Raw genomic sequence first — 16304 nt, 5'->3', positions numbered from 1 at the left:
ACTATTTCCCTACTCAACTATTTCCCTACCCGACTACTCAACTAATTCTCTACTCAACTACTTCCCCTTCCATTAATCGATGGATTAGCTTGGGATGTTGATTGGCATAGCTCATGATGAGGTGCATCATATAATCGTTGGATGGATAGCGTGTTAAGGTGTCTTTTATCTCTTCAGGATGGTTGATATCACTTTCATAAGCAATGTATCCGATGCCAAAGAGCTTGCCTTTTTCTACCCAAATACAACTTTGTTCGTCTTCTGTGCGACCTTTATCAAGAATTATGAAGGAGGGTAGCATTTTCGCTAAATTATCTAAAGCGGTATACATGCGCTCGTTATAATTATCCTTATTCTCCTCTCCTATGCAGGCTCCCAAACAGCCACCATTTATGTGGTTCAAACAAGCACCTTGCACCTTTTGTATTCCATTCAATTTGGGGCAGAGCCGATGCTCCTGGATCAGTCTGTTAACGAGGTTGTAAGCTTCAATCACATTTCCAAAACTGCAAATAGCCTGTTGAAAGCGTTGATGCTTATCAATAGCCAGACGTATGTAGCCTTTTTGATCCTCATAGCTATATAGCCCATACTTGGGTTCAAAGCGTTTAAGGGCCCGGTTGTTTTCAGGCCATAATCTTTTGATTTCGACTGCCTCGAGCAAAAAAGCTATCAATTCTGTTCCGCAGCTAACAAAGTCAATATCATAAATGCTTCGCATGAAATTCTGACGCTGCGGGTTAGGATTTTGGCCTGAAAAATGAGCAGATACTCGTTTTTTGATGTCTTTTGCTTTTCCAACATATACCACTTTTCCCTTTTGGTCTTTAAAGTAATAGACACCGGGTGTTTGAGGTAAGCGTTCAAAATTTTCCTTGGGTAAGTTAGGTGGCAAGGCCTGTTCCTTCGACGCTTTTTTAAGCATAGCCTGTATAGCGTCCGGGCCTTTCTCGAGCAATAGGGAGAACAAAATCCCGGTGGCAGTAGCGTCTCCACCTGCGCGGTGACGATTGGTTATGGAGATATTCAATTGCTGACAAAGTTTGCCAAGACTATAAGACGCGAATCCCGGTAATACTTTGCGACTTAACCGGACCGTGCACAATTTTGGGGCATTCCAACTATAGCCACAAAAGGCCAGGTGATGCTTTATAAAGGAGTAATCAAAGTTTACATTGTGTGCAACAAATATCCGGCCTTCCAGTAGTTGGTAAACAGTGGCGGCTATTTCTGCGAAGGTGGGTGCATCTGCAACCATTTCATTACTGATGCCTGTTAATGCCGTAATATGAAGTGGAATATGCGCTTGCGGATTGACCAGTGTTTCATATCTATGGCATATACCGGCACCATCATGGATGCAAATGGCGATTTCGGTAATCCCATGACCGGCCGCATGTCCCCCGGTAGTTTCAATGTCAACAATAGCATATTCCATGAAAAGCAAATATACTAAAAAAATTAGTACACAAAAAAAGAAAAAATTTGTGTATCAAAACATTTTTGTCTAGGTTTGTCTATTAGATTACTATACTTTATTATTTTGAATAATATGGATCAACACTTACAAAAATCGAAATTAATTGCATCGTTTATTTCTTCCTTATTAAAAAACAGCATGCGAATGCATGTGCAAGTCATCTGCTGCTAATTAGGCGGTACTCACCCTATATTAATCAAATTAACTGACAATTTCTTATGAATTTACAATTACTACGGTACGTAGGCATACTGCTCATACTGTTGCCTACATTAAATTTTGCCCGGCAACGTACGCTTACAGGAACGGTGCTGGACGAAAACACACAGCCCATTGCAGGTGCATCCGTGCTGGTTAAGAATACCACGCAAGGAACCCAAACAAAGAGTGATGGAACATTCTCTCTTCAAGTAGCTGACAACAGCGTTTTGGTGATCTCTTACGTCGGTTATCAACCAAAAGAAGTGGTGGTTGGTGACGAGCAAAAGATCCAAGTGAGTTTAGTGCCTGATAACCAGCTTTCTGAGGTGGTGGTTACTGCCCTAGGTATTAAACGGGAGAAGAAAGCATTGGGATATGTCGTGCAAGATGTGAGCGGCGATGTGCTCAACACCCGACCCACCAATGCCCTGAGCGCCATTTCCGGTAAAGTGGCAGGTTTACAGATTATACCCTCCGGCGGCAATATGGGAGGATCAACGCGTGTTTTGCTTCGTGGTATAAAATCCATTACCGGTAATAATCAACCGCTTTACGTTATTGATGGAACCCCTATTGACAATGCCGATTTAAATACCGCTTCCACCATTGGAGGAAGCGCCGGTAAGGACGTAGGGAATATGATACAAGATTTAAATCCGGATGATATTGAAAATATTTCGGTATTGAAAGGTCCTTCCGCAGCGCTTTACGGAAGTCGTGCAGCCAATGGCGTTATTTTGATTACAACGAAAAAGGGAAATAATAAGGAAAAGACTGAGATTAGCCTGAATACAGGAATTGAATTGGAACAAATAGTACGTTTGCCAAAAAGACAAAAACTATACGGACAAGGTTATAGTACCGAGTTTCCGCAGGCTACGATTAATGGCACAACGTATAATATTGTTGATTATGCTGCCGACGAAAGCTGGGGCCCTCGTTTGGATGGCACACCCGTTTTGCATTGGTATAATTTAGACCCCGGATACCCCGAATATTTGAATCCTGAGCCTTGGCTGTATCCCGAGCACGATGTCAATTACTTTTTTCGAACGGGTATTGCCAATACCAATAATCTGGCGATCGCAGGAAGCAGTGGGAAAACGAGTTATCGGCTATCGTATACCAATAAGAATGTCCGCGGAACTGTTCCAAATGCCAGCTTAGGACGTAATACATTGAGTTTTTCAGGGTCTACAGGACTGGGAAAGGTAACGATTTCCAGTAATCTTAACTACGTTAAAAATAACTCAACGGGTAGACCTTGGACCGGTGCTTCCAATCGGAATATTATGTTAGAGGCTTTTCAATGGGGAGGTGTGCAAGTCGACTATAAGAAGCTGAGCGATTACAAACGACCCGATGGAACCCCTAGACCGTGGAATCGAACCGGCTATCGCGATACACCGGGCGATCGTGCTACGCGTTTTATTGATAATCCCTATTGGTCGGCTTATGAGAGTTACCTGGAAGAGAGTCGCGACAGGCTATATGGTAATGTCGGGGTGTCGGCTCCTATCAATTCGTGGCTTAATTTGAGTGGTAAAGTTTACGCAGATATTTATCAATATCAATATCAAGATCGTATCGCAGTGTATTCCCGCTCACAGTCTATGTATCAGGAATATAGTAATAATTTCCATGAATTCAACTATGAATTTCTGGCAACCGCCAATAAACAATGGACCGACTTCTCGCTATCCGGTTTGGTTGGTGGTAACATTCGGGATGCGAATCGTCGTGTCAGTGATCTCCAAACGGGTGGACCCTTAGTAGTTCCGAATTACTATGACTTGCGGAATTCAAGTGGTATCTTAGCCAATAATGGACATGGTTTATTTAGAGAACAAGTGTATTCGATCTTTGGCAGTTTTTCTGCCGGTTGGAAAAATATGCTCTATTTAGACGGTACCTTACGGAATGATTGGTGGTCTACCCTACCTACTAACAATAATTCTTTTTACTATCCATCGCTCACAAGCAGTTTTGTTTTCAGTGAATTGGAAGGAATAAGAAACATTCCTTGGATTGACTACGCCAAATTCAGATTGGGCTGGGCGGAAGTCGGTAACGGTGCAGCACCCTATAGCTTAGCACAATTATATAGTTCGTTACCTGCATTTAATGGCCAACCGTCTTATACGCAGCCTGATATCATGAACAATCCCAATTTGAAACCCGAACTGACTAGTACTTGGGAAACGGGATTCGAGTTTCAATTGTTTAAAAATAGATTAGGCTTAGACGTTACCTATTACAATAACCGTAGTAGAAACCAGACAATTGCAGTTCCGACTTCCGATGCTTTTGGATATCAACAGAAATTCTTAAATGCAGGTCTAATAACCAATAAAGGATTTGAAGTAATCCTAACCGGAGCACCGATAAAAAATGATCGTTTCGAATGGAATAGTTCAGTCAACTGGTCGTTAAACCGTAATAAAATCGCCCGTTTATATGAGGGCATCAGTACGCTCGAGCTAAACAATACACTGGTGTCATTAGTAGCACAAGAAGGAGAATCCTATGGACAAATCAGAGGTTATGACTTTGTTTATGCTCCTGACGGACAACGCGTGGTGCAAGAGGACGGTACTTACTTACGTACTTCGCAAATGACAGATTTAGGAACTGTGCTACCTGACTATTTAGTAGGCTTTCAAAACAGCTTTAAGTATAAAAACTTTACACTTGGATTTTTAATCGACGCACGTGTTGGAGGGCATTTCTTCTCGCAAACCTATAAAGTAGGTATGTACGCAGGAATCCTGGACCGTACTGCTGCCAATAATATCCGAGAAACGGGTATCGTAGTAGATGGTGTAAAAGCGGATGTACAGTTTAATCCGGACGGAAGTTATAACGTAACGAATACAAGGCCAAATGATACGCGGATTAGTGCACAAACCTGGGCACGTAATGAATATAACGGGCCCACCACCTTTAGTGTTTTTGACGCCACATTCGTGAAGTTACGGGAGATTACACTCGGGTATAATTTTCAGCTGAAACCGGACGGAGTAATCAAAACGTTGGGTATCAACGCTTATGGCCGTAACCTTTGGAATATTTATACCAAAAGTAAATACATTGATCCTGAATTTACCAATAGCGGAGGTAATATACAGGGGATTGAAGGAGGAAATCTACCAATACCTGCCACCTACGGTTTAAATGTGAACGTTAAATTTTAATTTGAGAAGACAATGAATCTTTATAAAAATATCTTATTTCTCCTTCCCCTAGCGTTTTCAGGCGCTTTGATCTCCTGCTCTGACGAGAAGCTGGCGGAGATCAACGAAGATCCCAATCGCCCGGGAAATGTTCCTACACCAACGATTCTGTTGACGGCGGAGAAACAAATAATGGACAATATCCGAAACGAAAATTTTTCGTTACGTGGAACAATGCTTTTCGCCCAATATTATAGTCAGAATATCTACACCGATCAGTCGCGTTATGATATTCCACGTTCTTATTCCGACGTCTTTTGGGCTAACTCTTATAAGGCACTGAATAACTTGAACCAAATTATCAAGTTAAATACCGATGAGCTGACAAAATCGGTGGCAAGTGCCGGAACAGCTGGTAGTAATGCGAATCAAATTGCGATTGCACGTATATTGAAAGCTTTCACCTTCCATTCCCTGACGGATGTTTTTGGCGATGTGCCCTATGAATCCTATGGAAATAAAGACCCTGAATTTGAAGCGCTGCAACAAAATCCCGACAATTATACGCCGGTGTACGCGTCACAGGAAAAAATATATGTTGATATCCTAAATGAATTAAAGGCGGCAGGCGATACCCTGTTGAAGTATAAAGGGCAAAATACTTTCGGCAGCTCGGATATTATATACGCAGGCAGTAATGAAAAATGGGCTAAATTTGCGCAATCACTTCGGTTACGCTTGTCTACGCGTATCCGTGTGAAACTTCCGGCTGTTTCAGAAGAACATTTTTCGGATGCCTTGGCAAAAGGTGTATTTACGTCCAATGCAGATAATGCCGCTTTTAAATATTCCAGTGGTGCACCAAATGAAGCCCCCCTCTATCGAGCGACCGTTACCGCGAATAGAAAAGATTTTGCGGTTTCGCATGTTTTGGTAAATGTATTAAAAGGAGAATTGGGACCTTTTAAGACGGCCGACCCGCGTCTACCGCGTTACGCTTTACCCAATGAGCGCCAAATTTACATAGGTCAGCCTTACGGATTACCTTTGGAAGCAGGAGGTATTAATGGGCCTACTGCCATTAGCTTACCAGGAGCCATTGTGAATGCGCCCGACTTTGCGGAAGTCTTACAGGAGTATGCCGAGGTGGCTTTTTTAATTGCCGAATACAATAACTGGGATGATGCAAGCTACCGAAAAGGTGTAGAAGCTTCTTTAACTAAATGGGGTATTGATGGTGCGACTGCGAAATCATATGCTGATGCCTTGCCGGCGGCCAACAAAGAAAATGTCTTAACGCAAAAATACCTGGCTTTGTACACTCAAGGCTTGGAGGCTTGGTCAGAAATCCGTCGTACCGGTTATCCTATATTTTTAGTGAAACCTGGAGATGTTGTTTGGAGTAGGCAAACGGAGAACGGAATCGTCAACTATACGTTCCAGCCTATTTTCGGAAACGGCATTCCGAAACGCTTATATTATCCGAATAAAGAGCAAAACGTTAATCGTGAACATTATCAACAAGCCTTGGCACGTCAAGGCGATGACGTGATTACAACAGCGCTTTGGTGGAATAAGTAATCAATCTTAGTGCATGAACCGTATAGTAGCGTTACTAACTACTATACGGTTTCTTTTATCTTCCTTCCTCTCCCACCCACTTGATCTTTGGTCGCTACTTATTCGCTACTTTACCGCTAAAAGTCCACTAAATGGTGGATAAATGCGGATATAACGTGAAGATACCGTGAATATACAGTGTATGGACCCCGAAGGAGGGTCGAGCGAAGTGCCTCTTTTTATGGGATCAGGACTGGTGTTTGAGTTTAAGATTTCCACACAGCTCTTCAAACATTTCACCCGGTTTAACGCCTATGGCCAAGGCGATAAGATATAATTCCTCGATTCGAACATGCGATTTTGGATTAATGGAAAGCTGGCTCAACCGATAAGTACTCAAACCCGTCTTTCTGGAAACTTCCGCTTTGTTAATTGATCGCTTTGCCAAATATAAACCCAGTGCTGTCAAGTTCTATGTTCTCCTTTATTTTCCATAAAATTAGTTTAAGAACGTTTAGCTAGTTAAAGTATTTGTAAATGGATGTATTTTGCCTATTTTTGTAGAGAAAAAACAAATATTTTGAGCTGGTTAAATGGTTGAGTAGGGTCTTAAGTGATGAGTGTTGCCTGCCCGCCGGTAGGCAGGAATGATGAACGATGAATTTTTGCGTAGCGAGAAAGTTTAAAGTGTAGAATAAAGCCTACAGCTTACAGCCTATAGCCTAACATGGACATAAGACAGGAAGAAAGCCCGCAACTTACAACTCAGAGCTCACAACTAAAAATAAAACCTAAACATATGGAATTACATGAAAAACTAAGATTTCTACGTTACGCCAATGATTACAGTATGGCCTATGTGGCTTACAAGTTGAAGCTTACTAAAGAAGAGTATGAGCAGCTGGAGTCGGGTGAAAAAAACCTAACAATAGAACAAGCTAAATTGGTTGGTATACTTTATTCGATGACCAGTGATGAGCTAATGGGGCCGCACCTCGATCTGGATGAAGAAGTAAGCTGGCAGAATTTGGTGACTGATGATAACGTGAGGCAAGGACATTCACCCACTTTAGAGGAACTTAAAAATGAGTTGATTAATATTAAGGAGCTACTTCAGGTTTTAGTAGAGAAATTGACAGAAAATGATAGTAGTACCTACTATAAAGATCGATGATATTACTAATAAAATAAAGTTCACCGCTTCCTGCCTACCGCAGGCAGGCAAAATTTACAGGAATGGTAATGCGTCCGGTGCTGGCTGTATCACTTCAAGACTTCTTTAGCTACTTTATCATTTCCATCGATACGATGTTTGTATTTCAAACCTAATATCTTCGCCAATAGTGGATAGATATGAACATTCTCACAGGCACCGATCGTTAAACCTTCTTTAAAGGCGGGTCCCCAAGCGATGAAAGTAGCTCGCATTTCCGGTGTTTCATAGGGGTCAAATCCATGTGCTCCGGGATGTGGTTTCTTATTGGAAAAATAATAAGGTGCTTTCGCAACCAATACGATATCGCCTATTCGGTGATATTTGTCCTCTTTTTTTCCGTAATGATAATTGCTTGGTACTTGATCACTTAGATAGGCATCAAACTTATCAGACTTTTGAATGGATTGGTAAATCGACTGAAGGTTCTTTTTGTCTTTCACATGTATATTTACAAGTGTGCCATTTGAAGCAATGACCACTTGCGTTGTATCGACTTTAAAAGGTAATGGCAAGGGTTCGTCTCGATTGATGGCCTTCATACCATGATCAGAAACGAAAATAAAACTGACAGGAAGTCCCGTTTGTTGTACGGCGATGTTGAGGGCATTAACGGCAGAATCAATGAAGTGCACCGCTTTTTTCGTCTCGGTTGCATCGGGGCCATAGAGGTGTCCTGCATGATCGACTTCGGGGAAGTAAAAATTAATGAGGTGCGGACGTTTTTCCGATGGTAATGATAGCCAGTTCACAACAGTCTGTATGCGTTTTGCTATTGGAATCTTTTCATTGTAAGCATAATAATAAGACGGCAACATTCCACCAATAGCTGCTTCCGATCCCGGCCAATAAAAGCTAGCACTCAGTAAACCCTGTTGCTCGGCAAGTGTCCAAATGGGGATACCGCCATACCAAGCCGGATTCTTGACGGCCTTCGCATTTGACATGCTATATCTTGCTTGCATTTTCGGGTCGTAGATATTATTTCCAACCAAGCCATGATGCGATGGGTACATGCCCGTTACGATTGTATAGTGGTTGGGAAAGGTAATGGAAGGAAATGACGGAATCAGTGCTTTGGCACTTACGCCACTTGACGATAGTTGTTGTAAATGAGTTGCCTGGAATTTTTCTGCGTAATCATACCGAAAGCCATCGGCAGAGATCAGGATTACATAGGGTTTGTCTTGTTGCTTGGCTACATTTTGACGATTTGGAACTGATTTTTGCGTGGTGTCTTGGGCATGCGCAGGTGACACCAAAAAAACAGCTAATGCGACACCTAGCAAATAAGAAAAAACTCTTGTTTCCATGACGCGATTATAGGTATTTTACTTGACTTAAATGTTAGCTGAAGGTTATTTTTAGGTGTTGGTAGCGGTAGTTTTAAGTGTTAAGTTGTAAGTAATAAGCATATAGTATATATGCGCTGTTTTCCAATTTAATTCAGCTGTAGCGGATTTAAAGTACAGTATTCATTAGTAGAAAGCCAATTTCCGATGGTTGTATAAAGAAATTCATGCGCCAACAAAGAAAGAAGTCGATAATTCTACTACCTATATGCAACGTTCCATTAGTGAGGTAGATTATTGTACTATCAAAATGTCTTATAGTGCTATCGAAGTTTAACATCCTACTATTGAAACATGGTGTTTTGCTAGTGAAATAGCTCATTGTAATATTGAAACACGGTGTTTTGCTAGTGAAATAGCTCATTGTAATATTGAAATAACGATCGTTTTTAGATGTGTTTGTTGGGCAGAAAGCCGATTTCTGAAAGTTGTTGTAGCTCTTTTTTAGCTCATTACGTTAAGATATAAAACGTATAAACACTTCATTATGAAAAGAAAAATGTACCTTTTTGTTTTTTTTCTGTCTCTCTTTTGCATCGCTTGTGATAAGAGTGATATGGACTATGAAAATGACTATGAGCAGAGTTATAAAGCTTGGTTGGATTTTAAGGAATCGAGTAATAATTCTTATAGATATGTGGTAAGTGGAGCTACATGGGCAGGTGCGGCATGGGAAACGACTATTACCGTAAACAATGGAGAAGTAACGGGGCGAGATTTTCGTTATACTGTTTTTAATGATATCCGAATGCCAGCAGACGGTTGGAATTTAGAAACTGCTCAGCTAATGCTTGATAGTTTATCAAAGAGGTATCAGGGAAACACCGAACATTTACCCAGTGCAGACAGTATGCTGAAAATGCTAACATGGTCCGAGAATCAGGCTAACTTAAACAATCACGCAAATACGGGTGGTGCACTAACTTGCACCTTGGACCAAATATATGAAAAGGCAAAGAGTGATTGGTTGAAGAAACGGAATAATGCTCAAACCTTCTTTGAAGCAAAGAATAATGGTATCATTTCCTCTTGTGGATTTGTGGAGGACAATTGCGCGGACGATTGTTTTAGGGGGATTACGATAACTTTGGTTGAAGGGATTTAATTCTGCCCCAAAATAATTTTCGGTATCAATGAGGTAACGAGAACCAACATCTATTCTAGAAAAGTGGACCTTTATAAATAGATTGATTATCTATTTCTTGGATTTTGTGTACTCGTCTTATGAGATCGGCCTAAGGGTATACTATCTTTTCACAGTTTGAATCACAATCATTGATATCGTAATCCTAAATTCCAGTCATTCTCGTATGATTTTGCGAAGCTAGTTTACGTGGCTCAATAACAACTAGATATTTGTCTATAAAACGAAAAGCCGTCTCAAGATTCTGAGACGGCTTTATGTGAAGAAAAAGTATGTTCAATTTAGAAACTAAATTTCATACCAAAGTTCCAAGTAGTACCGTTTCCAAAGAAAACGTTATTGCTTGTATTGATTCCTTTATACGTCTCGGTTCCTTCTTCGACTGGTCTTGCTGAAGTCATTTCTGAAAGATAAACTCTGTCAAATATGTTATTTACATTTAGACGTAAGTTTAAAGCAGTTTTGTTAAAGCTTATACGATAATTTAAGCCTGCATCTACAAGGTCATAATTTGGAAGTTTGATGTTATCTTTAGTAACCACATCGGCATATAGATTTGAATAGTTCCTATAGTCGGCATCAACTGATAAACTGCTTGTTATACGATACGCGACGCCTAATCCGAAGGTTGTCTGTGCAGCATCGCCAACTTTTCCACCCTTTACATCAGTTACTTCTTCAGATAAAAGATTTAAACTTTCATCGTATGTCCTTTGTAATGCATTGTCATCATATTTCCAGTCACCAATGGACGCAAACCCTCTTAGGTCAAGTTTTGGCAACGGTTTTGCAACGAAGTCCAATTCAAGGCCTTGATGCAATTGGCTTAATCCAGAGTTGTTTGTGTAGATCAACTGCCCATCATCATTTGTATCTGAAGTAGTTGTAACTCTATCTTTCCATGATGTTCTGTAGGCGTTCAAATTTGCACTAAAGAATGTGCTGATGAATTTGTAACCGAACTCAACGCCGAATATCTTCTCGTTGCTAGTCAGTGGATTTACATCATTACCGAAGTTCAAATAAATGTTATCGTGGTACGGTTGTCTTGAATAATACCCTGTGTTTCCAAATATGACATGATTTTCCGTAATATTATAACTAAGCCCTCCTTTAATATTGTAACCGATATTGTTTACTTTTTCTGACTTTTCATTTTCTTTCGTGTATTGAAATCTATCCCATCTCACGTGAGACTGATTAGACAATGCGCCTTGTAGGAAAGCTGAAAAGTCTTCGTTTGAATACTCGATCTGACCGAATAAGCCACCGTAAGTTATTCGCTCATCATAATCGTAATCAACCTTTTGATTATTGTCTACACTGTTTGTTAGTGCTTTCCAGGGATTAATACTGAATGTTTCAGTTACGTTATAACCGTTAGGGTATTGCATATTGTCATTGATATGCCAACCAGTCAAACCCATCAGGTTGGTTAGCATTCGATAATGAGTACCTTTATAGGTTCTTACATCAAGACCAAGATTATAAGTTAGATTTTCGTTTATCTGCCTGTTGAAATTAGAAACCAAACCATACCAAGCGTGATTATTTACGGAAGCCCGAATAGCATAGGCGCCATTATTGAAATCACCGATCCCTCCTTCAATAGCTTCGTTATTTGTTTTTATAGCATTGAAATCGATATGGCCACTTGGTGTATATTTTTTAGCACTGCTGCTTCCCCAGTTACCTGTGCCGCCACCGCGTCCCCAGGATGCATAAGCCACAGTTGATAAAGTCGATTTTTCGTCGATATTGAAATCCCAGTTCAAGTTAACTACGGGTTTATGATAATAATTAGTTCTTTCACTAAGATAATCTCCACCTAGGAAGCCATAGTTTGTATTGTATCTTTTTCCATTTTGAAGATAACTCGATATACTTTTGGTGAAATTTTGATCGTGTTTCTGAGGGGCTCCGAAAATCAAGAAGTTAAAGGCATGTTTTTCGTTAGGTTTGTAGCCCAGCGAGAAAAAATAATTCTGTCCATTTCCTCTCGTTCCTTTGTTATAACCGTCTCCTGCCCAGTTTGTCAACATAATACTTGCTGCCCATCCATTTTCTGATAAACCGGTGTTATAGGCAAGAGTTGTCTTTTGGTAATTGTTATTGCCAATCAGTGCTTGAGCAAAACCACCTCGGGTTAGGTCTGTAGACTTTGTAACGATGTTAACTGTTCCTCCGACGGATGAAATGGCTAATTTGGAGGAACCTAATCCTCGCTGTATCTGTAATGCATTTGCCACATCAGCAAGGCCTGACCAGTTAGACCAATACATGTTACCGTCTTCCATTCCGTTTATGGGCTGACCATTTAAAAGAAACGCGGTATTCGTTTGATCAAATCCACGAACAATGATTCTAGAATCGCCATAACCTCCTGCTTGACCGGCCACGTAAACTGAAGGAGTATTTTTCAGGAGTTCTGGGAATTCTTGATTTCCTGCTTTCTGCTGGATTTCTGTAGTGCTTATAGTAGATACTGCAATTGGTGTTTTTCTATCCTTTGCCAAATCTATTAAACCACTTCCTATCTGTACAATCACTTCGTCAAGAGATTGTGCGCTTTGTTTTAGTGATATAGTACCAATGTCAGTAGTCCCAGATGAAAAGTTGACTTTTTCCACGTCGTAACCTACATAGCTAATTACAATCTCACCCGATTCCCTAGTTGTACTTAACGAAAACTTTCCATCAACGTCCGTAGAAGTTGATCGTGACGTTCCGGTAATTGATACCGTTGCCCCGGCTATTGGGTTTGTTCCGTCGGTTACAATCCCTTGGATAGCTTGCTGCGCAAAAGAAAATTTGGTATTAATTAGCAAGAACAATGCTAATAATAGCGTAGCCTTACTGAAAAGGTATTGGCTACGTCTTAATGATTTGAAAGAAAGTAAAAACTTCTTCATGTGCGTTGAATTGATTGAATAATTTGTTTTTCGGTACAAAATTAAATAGCTCGCGAGGAATAATTAGCAGGTTTTGTGTTAATTTAATATTAAGTTAATGTTACTTGATGCTTGGGTGTGAATAATTTACAGATCGATCTTGCGGTATCCAATTGTTTTTGTAACTGTTTAGAAATATATAAAGTCTTTTCTGATTTTTAATTGTTTATTGGTTAAAATTGTTTCGAATTTTCGAATGTGGATTGTGGATAACTTTTTTCAAAATCACAATCATACCCCCTGTGGTACATGCTTTAGGTAATGGTAAATGTAACAAGAGCTGTTGTCTGCTGTCGGAAATAAGCTATCAGCCTGATTAGACTGCCCGCCGGTAAGTATATACTGTTGCTGTTGTTGCTAGTAAATCCCCTACCCAACCACTTAACTATTTGCCCACTCAACTACTCTACTACTTCAACTATTTCCCTAAGGTAAAAAAATGCCGACACAGCCCGGAAATCTTCTAATTCTAAGAATTTTTATTAGGTTTGCGGAAGTAATACTTGTTTGACAAACACGTTCTTGGCTTGTTCAATGGGTATAAGCTAATTGTACTATCGAAACGAATTAATTTTTATAAGAATGAATTACGACATCATTGTAATTGGAAGTGGCCCGGGAGGCTATGTTGCAGCCATCAGAGCTTCACAATTAGGTTTCAAAACGGCTATTGTTGAACGCGAATCTCTTGGCGGTATCTGCCTTAACTGGGGTTGTATCCCAACGAAAGCTTTACTTAAAAGTGCGCAAGTTTTTGAGTATCTGAATCACGCGGCTGACTACGGTATCAAAGTAGAGGGCGGTGAGGCTGATTTTGGCGCGATTATTAAAAGAAGTCGCGGCGTGGCCGATGGTATGAGTAAAGGTATCCAATTCTTGATGAAAAAGAATAAAATTGATGTAATCATGGGTACCGCTAAGATAAAAAAAGGCGGTAAGATTGAGGTAAAGGGTGGTGATGGTTCTACTAAAGAGTACACGGCCAAACATACAATACTGGCAACGGGCGCCCGTTCGCGTGAGCTTCCGAATCTTAAGCAGGATGGAAAAAAAATCATCGGCTATCGTCAAGCCATGAACTTGGATAAACAGCCTAAATCATTAGTGGTCGTAGGATCTGGTGCTATCGGTGTAGAGTTCGCTTATTTTTACAATGCGATCGGAACGAAAGTAACGATTGTTGAATATTTAGATCGTATTGTACCGGTTGAGGATGAAGAAATCTCTAAACAGTTGGAACGTAGCTTGAAAAAAAGTGGCATCAATATCTTAACTGGTGCTGAAGTAACGGCGGTGGATACCAGCGCTTCGCCTAGCAAGGTGAAAATCAAAACGGCAAAAGGTGAAGAAGTGATCGAAGCGGAGGTTGTGTTGTCTGCCGTAGGTATTACTCCGAACATCGAAAACCTTGGTTTAGAAGAAGTCGGTGTAAAAACTGATAAAGGCCGGGTTGTTGTAGATGATTTCTACAAAACTAATGTAGAAGGTGTATATGCTATTGGTGATATTGTTAAAGGACAAGCCTTAGCACACGTTGCTTCTGCCGAAGGGATTACCTGCGTAGAAAAGATCAAAGGTTTACATGTTGAACCAATTGATTATAATAATATTCCTGGATGTACTTATTGCTCGCCTGAAATTGCCTCTGTTGGTTATACAGAAAAAGCCGCTAAGGAAGCCGGATACGAAATTAAAGTGGGCAAGTTTCCTTTTTCAGCTTCAGGTAAGGCAAGTGCCGCGGGTGCTAAGGATGGCTTTGTAAAGGTTATTTTTGATGCGAAGTACGGCGAGTTCTTAGGAGCACATATGATCGGATCCAATGTGACGGAAATGATTGCCGAGGTAGTGGCCGCCCGCAAACTGGAAACTACCGGACATGAAATTATTAAAACCATACACCCACACCCTACGATGAGTGAAGCTGTTATGGAGGCTACAGCGGATGCTTATGGTGAGGTAATCCACCTTTAATTAATTAGCCAATGAGTTAATTGGCTAATTAGCTAATTGGCTCATTGGTCAATTTGCCCAAAAACCTTTATGAAGAAAATCTTATCTATTGATGGTGGTGGGATTCGAGGGATCATTCCGGGAATGATCTTAGTTGCTTTGGAAGAAAAACTGAAGCAAAAAACGAACAATCCCTCAGCAGCTATCGTAGATTTTTTTGATTTTTTTGCCGGTACGAGTACCGGAGGTATTTTGGTTTGCCTGCTGCTCTGCCCTGATCAATCAGACCCCAAACGACCTCGTTTTTCTGCCAAAGAAGCTTTGGAAATGTATCTAAAATATGGTCACGATATTTTTAGAATGAGTTTTTTCAAGCGCATTACCTCAAGCTTGGGTTTAACCAGTGAGCGTTATAATAGTGCTACATTGGAAAGTGTGCTGCAGAAATATTTTGGAAAGACACAGTTAAGTGAACTCATCAAACCTTGTATCATCTCTGCTTATAACATAGAGCTTAGGAAGACACATTTTTTTAGGCAGCAGACAGCCATTGAACGGGGTGACGTGCGTGACTTTTATCTCAAAGATGTTTGTCGGGCTACCTCTGCCGCACCGACTTATTTTAGTGTCGCCGAAATTTACTCGTTATCAGGAACACGGTACCCTTTATTAGATGGCGGTGTTTTTGCAACAAATCCTGCTTTAAGTGGTTTAGTTGAAGTAACTCGGGCATTTAATCAAACGAAAATCAATGATATTCATATTTTTTCTTTGGGAACGGGGCGATCGAGAAAATCGTATAACTTAGAGCATTTTAAAAAAAGTCGGGCTATTTCCATGGTACCGGCTCTTATTGACATCATGATGAGCGGTGTGGCCGAAAGCAGCGACTTTTTTCTTCACCAGCTGTTCCGGTCGTCAAACAAGGAAAAAGATTATCTGCGGATCGAACCGGAAAATCTCAACAGCATTCAGGAGAGTTTAGATGCTGCAGAGGAATCGAATATGAAACGTTTAATTGCTTTAGGAGACCGTACGGTGAGTGAGAATCATTTAATACTGGATGAAATGGCTGACTTCTTGATCGAAGAACAAAAGAAGAATGGTTCCCATGAAAAGCCTTGGAGTTTTTTGAACAGAAATTTATGGTCTTGAGGGATGAAATATAGGCTTTAGGTATAAGGTATAAGGCTTTAGGTATAAGGTATAAGGGTTTAGGTTTAAGGTTTAAGGCTTTAGGTATAAGGGAAGGCTTATGCAACTAATAACTAATAACTAAC

The 16304-nt window shown here is 40.5% G+C and carries 10 protein-coding genes and 1 pseudogene; 7 read left to right on the top strand and 4 right to left on the bottom strand.

Features of this window, described 5'->3' with window-relative positions:
• Positions 1 to 49: 49 nt before the first annotated feature.
• On the bottom strand, positions 50 to 1438 hold the full coding sequence (locus tag M1D52_RS13880; RefSeq protein ID WP_437360589.1) for an exonuclease domain-containing protein: 1389 nt from the start codon (positions 1436 to 1438) through the stop codon (positions 50 to 52).
• Positions 1439 to 1698: 260 nt separating this feature from the next.
• Between M1D52_RS13880 and M1D52_RS13875 the strand changes: the two genes are divergently transcribed.
• From M1D52_RS13875 to M1D52_RS13865, 3 genes are all read left to right on the top strand, one after another.
• Complete coding sequence (locus M1D52_RS13875; RefSeq protein WP_437360591.1) at positions 1699 to 4875, top strand: SusC/RagA family TonB-linked outer membrane protein; 3177 nt, start codon at positions 1699 to 1701, stop codon at positions 4873 to 4875.
• A gap of 12 nt (positions 4876 to 4887) precedes the next feature.
• Positions 4888 to 6435 carry a SusD/RagB family nutrient-binding outer membrane lipoprotein gene (locus tag M1D52_RS13870; RefSeq protein ID WP_013666690.1) on the top strand — a complete coding sequence of 516 codons (1548 nt, stop codon included), beginning with the start codon at positions 4888 to 4890 and terminating at the stop codon, positions 6433 to 6435.
• A 181-nt stretch (positions 6436 to 6616) separates the two neighbouring features.
• Positions 6617 to 6751 (top strand): hypothetical protein, encoded by a 135-nt coding sequence (locus tag M1D52_RS13865; RefSeq protein ID WP_377609892.1) that lies wholly within the window; start codon positions 6617 to 6619, stop codon positions 6749 to 6751.
• Positions 6752 to 6760: 9 nt separating this feature from the next.
• On the opposite strand, the pseudogene M1D52_RS13860 reads toward M1D52_RS13865, so the two are convergent.
• Positions 6761 to 6814 (bottom strand): annotated as a pseudogene (locus tag M1D52_RS13860) (hypothetical protein); the annotation flags it as partial.
• Positions 6815 to 7213: 399 nt separating this feature from the next.
• On the opposite strand from M1D52_RS13860, the gene M1D52_RS13855 reads away from it, so the two are divergent.
• Positions 7214 to 7588, top strand: a complete 375-nt coding sequence (locus M1D52_RS13855; protein WP_437392824.1) for a hypothetical protein — start codon at positions 7214 to 7216, stop codon at positions 7586 to 7588.
• A gap of 89 nt (positions 7589 to 7677) precedes the next feature.
• On the opposite strand, the gene M1D52_RS13850 is transcribed toward M1D52_RS13855, so the two are convergent.
• Positions 7678 to 8940 (bottom strand): alkaline phosphatase family protein, encoded by a 1263-nt coding sequence (locus tag M1D52_RS13850; RefSeq protein ID WP_437392823.1) that lies wholly within the window; start codon positions 8938 to 8940, stop codon positions 7678 to 7680.
• Positions 8941 to 9466: 526 nt separating this feature from the next.
• On the opposite strand from M1D52_RS13850, the gene M1D52_RS13845 reads away from it, so the two are divergent.
• On the top strand, positions 9467 to 10084 hold the full coding sequence (locus M1D52_RS13845; RefSeq protein ID WP_437360594.1) for a hypothetical protein: 618 nt from the start codon (positions 9467 to 9469) through the stop codon (positions 10082 to 10084).
• A 320-nt stretch (positions 10085 to 10404) separates the two neighbouring features.
• Here the strand turns inward: M1D52_RS13845 and M1D52_RS13840 are convergent, their stop codons facing one another.
• Positions 10405 to 13035 (bottom strand): TonB-dependent receptor, encoded by a 2631-nt coding sequence (locus M1D52_RS13840; protein WP_437360596.1) that lies wholly within the window; start codon positions 13033 to 13035, stop codon positions 10405 to 10407.
• Positions 13036 to 13656: 621 nt separating this feature from the next.
• Here M1D52_RS13840 and lpdA point away from each other — a divergent pair.
• Both lpdA and M1D52_RS13830 read left to right on the top strand, forming a co-directional pair.
• Positions 13657 to 15045 carry a dihydrolipoyl dehydrogenase gene (gene lpdA, locus M1D52_RS13835; RefSeq protein ID WP_013666696.1) on the top strand — a complete coding sequence of 463 codons (1389 nt, stop codon included), beginning with the start codon at positions 13657 to 13659 and terminating at the stop codon, positions 15043 to 15045.
• 69 nt (positions 15046 to 15114) lie between these two features.
• Positions 15115 to 16179, top strand: a complete 1065-nt coding sequence (locus M1D52_RS13830; protein ID WP_013666697.1) for a patatin-like phospholipase family protein — start codon at positions 15115 to 15117, stop codon at positions 16177 to 16179.
• The last annotated feature ends 125 nt before the right edge of the window (positions 16180 to 16304 follow it).

The sequence above is a fragment of the Olivibacter sp. SA151 genome (assembly GCF_054130995.1).
The sequence above is the reverse complement of the archived record's forward strand: the minus strand, read 5'-3'. Positions and strand labels throughout refer to the sequence as shown.

Bases quoted from the DNA above. Each gene is read 5' to 3' on its own strand.
- lpdA (WP_013666696.1), top strand. From the start codon at position 13,657: ATGAATTACGACATCATTGTAATTGGAAGTGGCCCGGGAGGCTATGTT.
- M1D52_RS13840 (WP_437360596.1), bottom strand. From the start codon at position 13,035: ATGAAGAAGTTTTTACTTTCTTTCAAATCATTAAGACGTAGCCAATAC.
- M1D52_RS13880 (WP_437360589.1), bottom strand. From the start codon at position 1,438: ATGGAATATGCTATTGTTGACATTGAAACTACCGGGGGACATGCGGCC.
- M1D52_RS13845 (WP_437360594.1), top strand. From the start codon at position 9,467: ATGAAAAGAAAAATGTACCTTTTTGTTTTTTTTCTGTCTCTCTTTTGC.
- M1D52_RS13850 (WP_437392823.1), bottom strand. From the start codon at position 8,940: ATGGAAACAAGAGTTTTTTCTTATTTGCTAGGTGTCGCATTAGCTGTT.
- M1D52_RS13865 (WP_377609892.1), top strand. From the start codon at position 6,617: ATGGACCCCGAAGGAGGGTCGAGCGAAGTGCCTCTTTTTATGGGATCA.
- M1D52_RS13855 (WP_437392824.1), top strand. From the start codon at position 7,214: ATGGAATTACATGAAAAACTAAGATTTCTACGTTACGCCAATGATTAC.
- M1D52_RS13875 (WP_437360591.1), top strand. From the start codon at position 1,699: ATGAATTTACAATTACTACGGTACGTAGGCATACTGCTCATACTGTTG.
- M1D52_RS13870 (WP_013666690.1), top strand. From the start codon at position 4,888: ATGAATCTTTATAAAAATATCTTATTTCTCCTTCCCCTAGCGTTTTCA.
- M1D52_RS13830 (WP_013666697.1), top strand. From the start codon at position 15,115: ATGAAGAAAATCTTATCTATTGATGGTGGTGGGATTCGAGGGATCATT.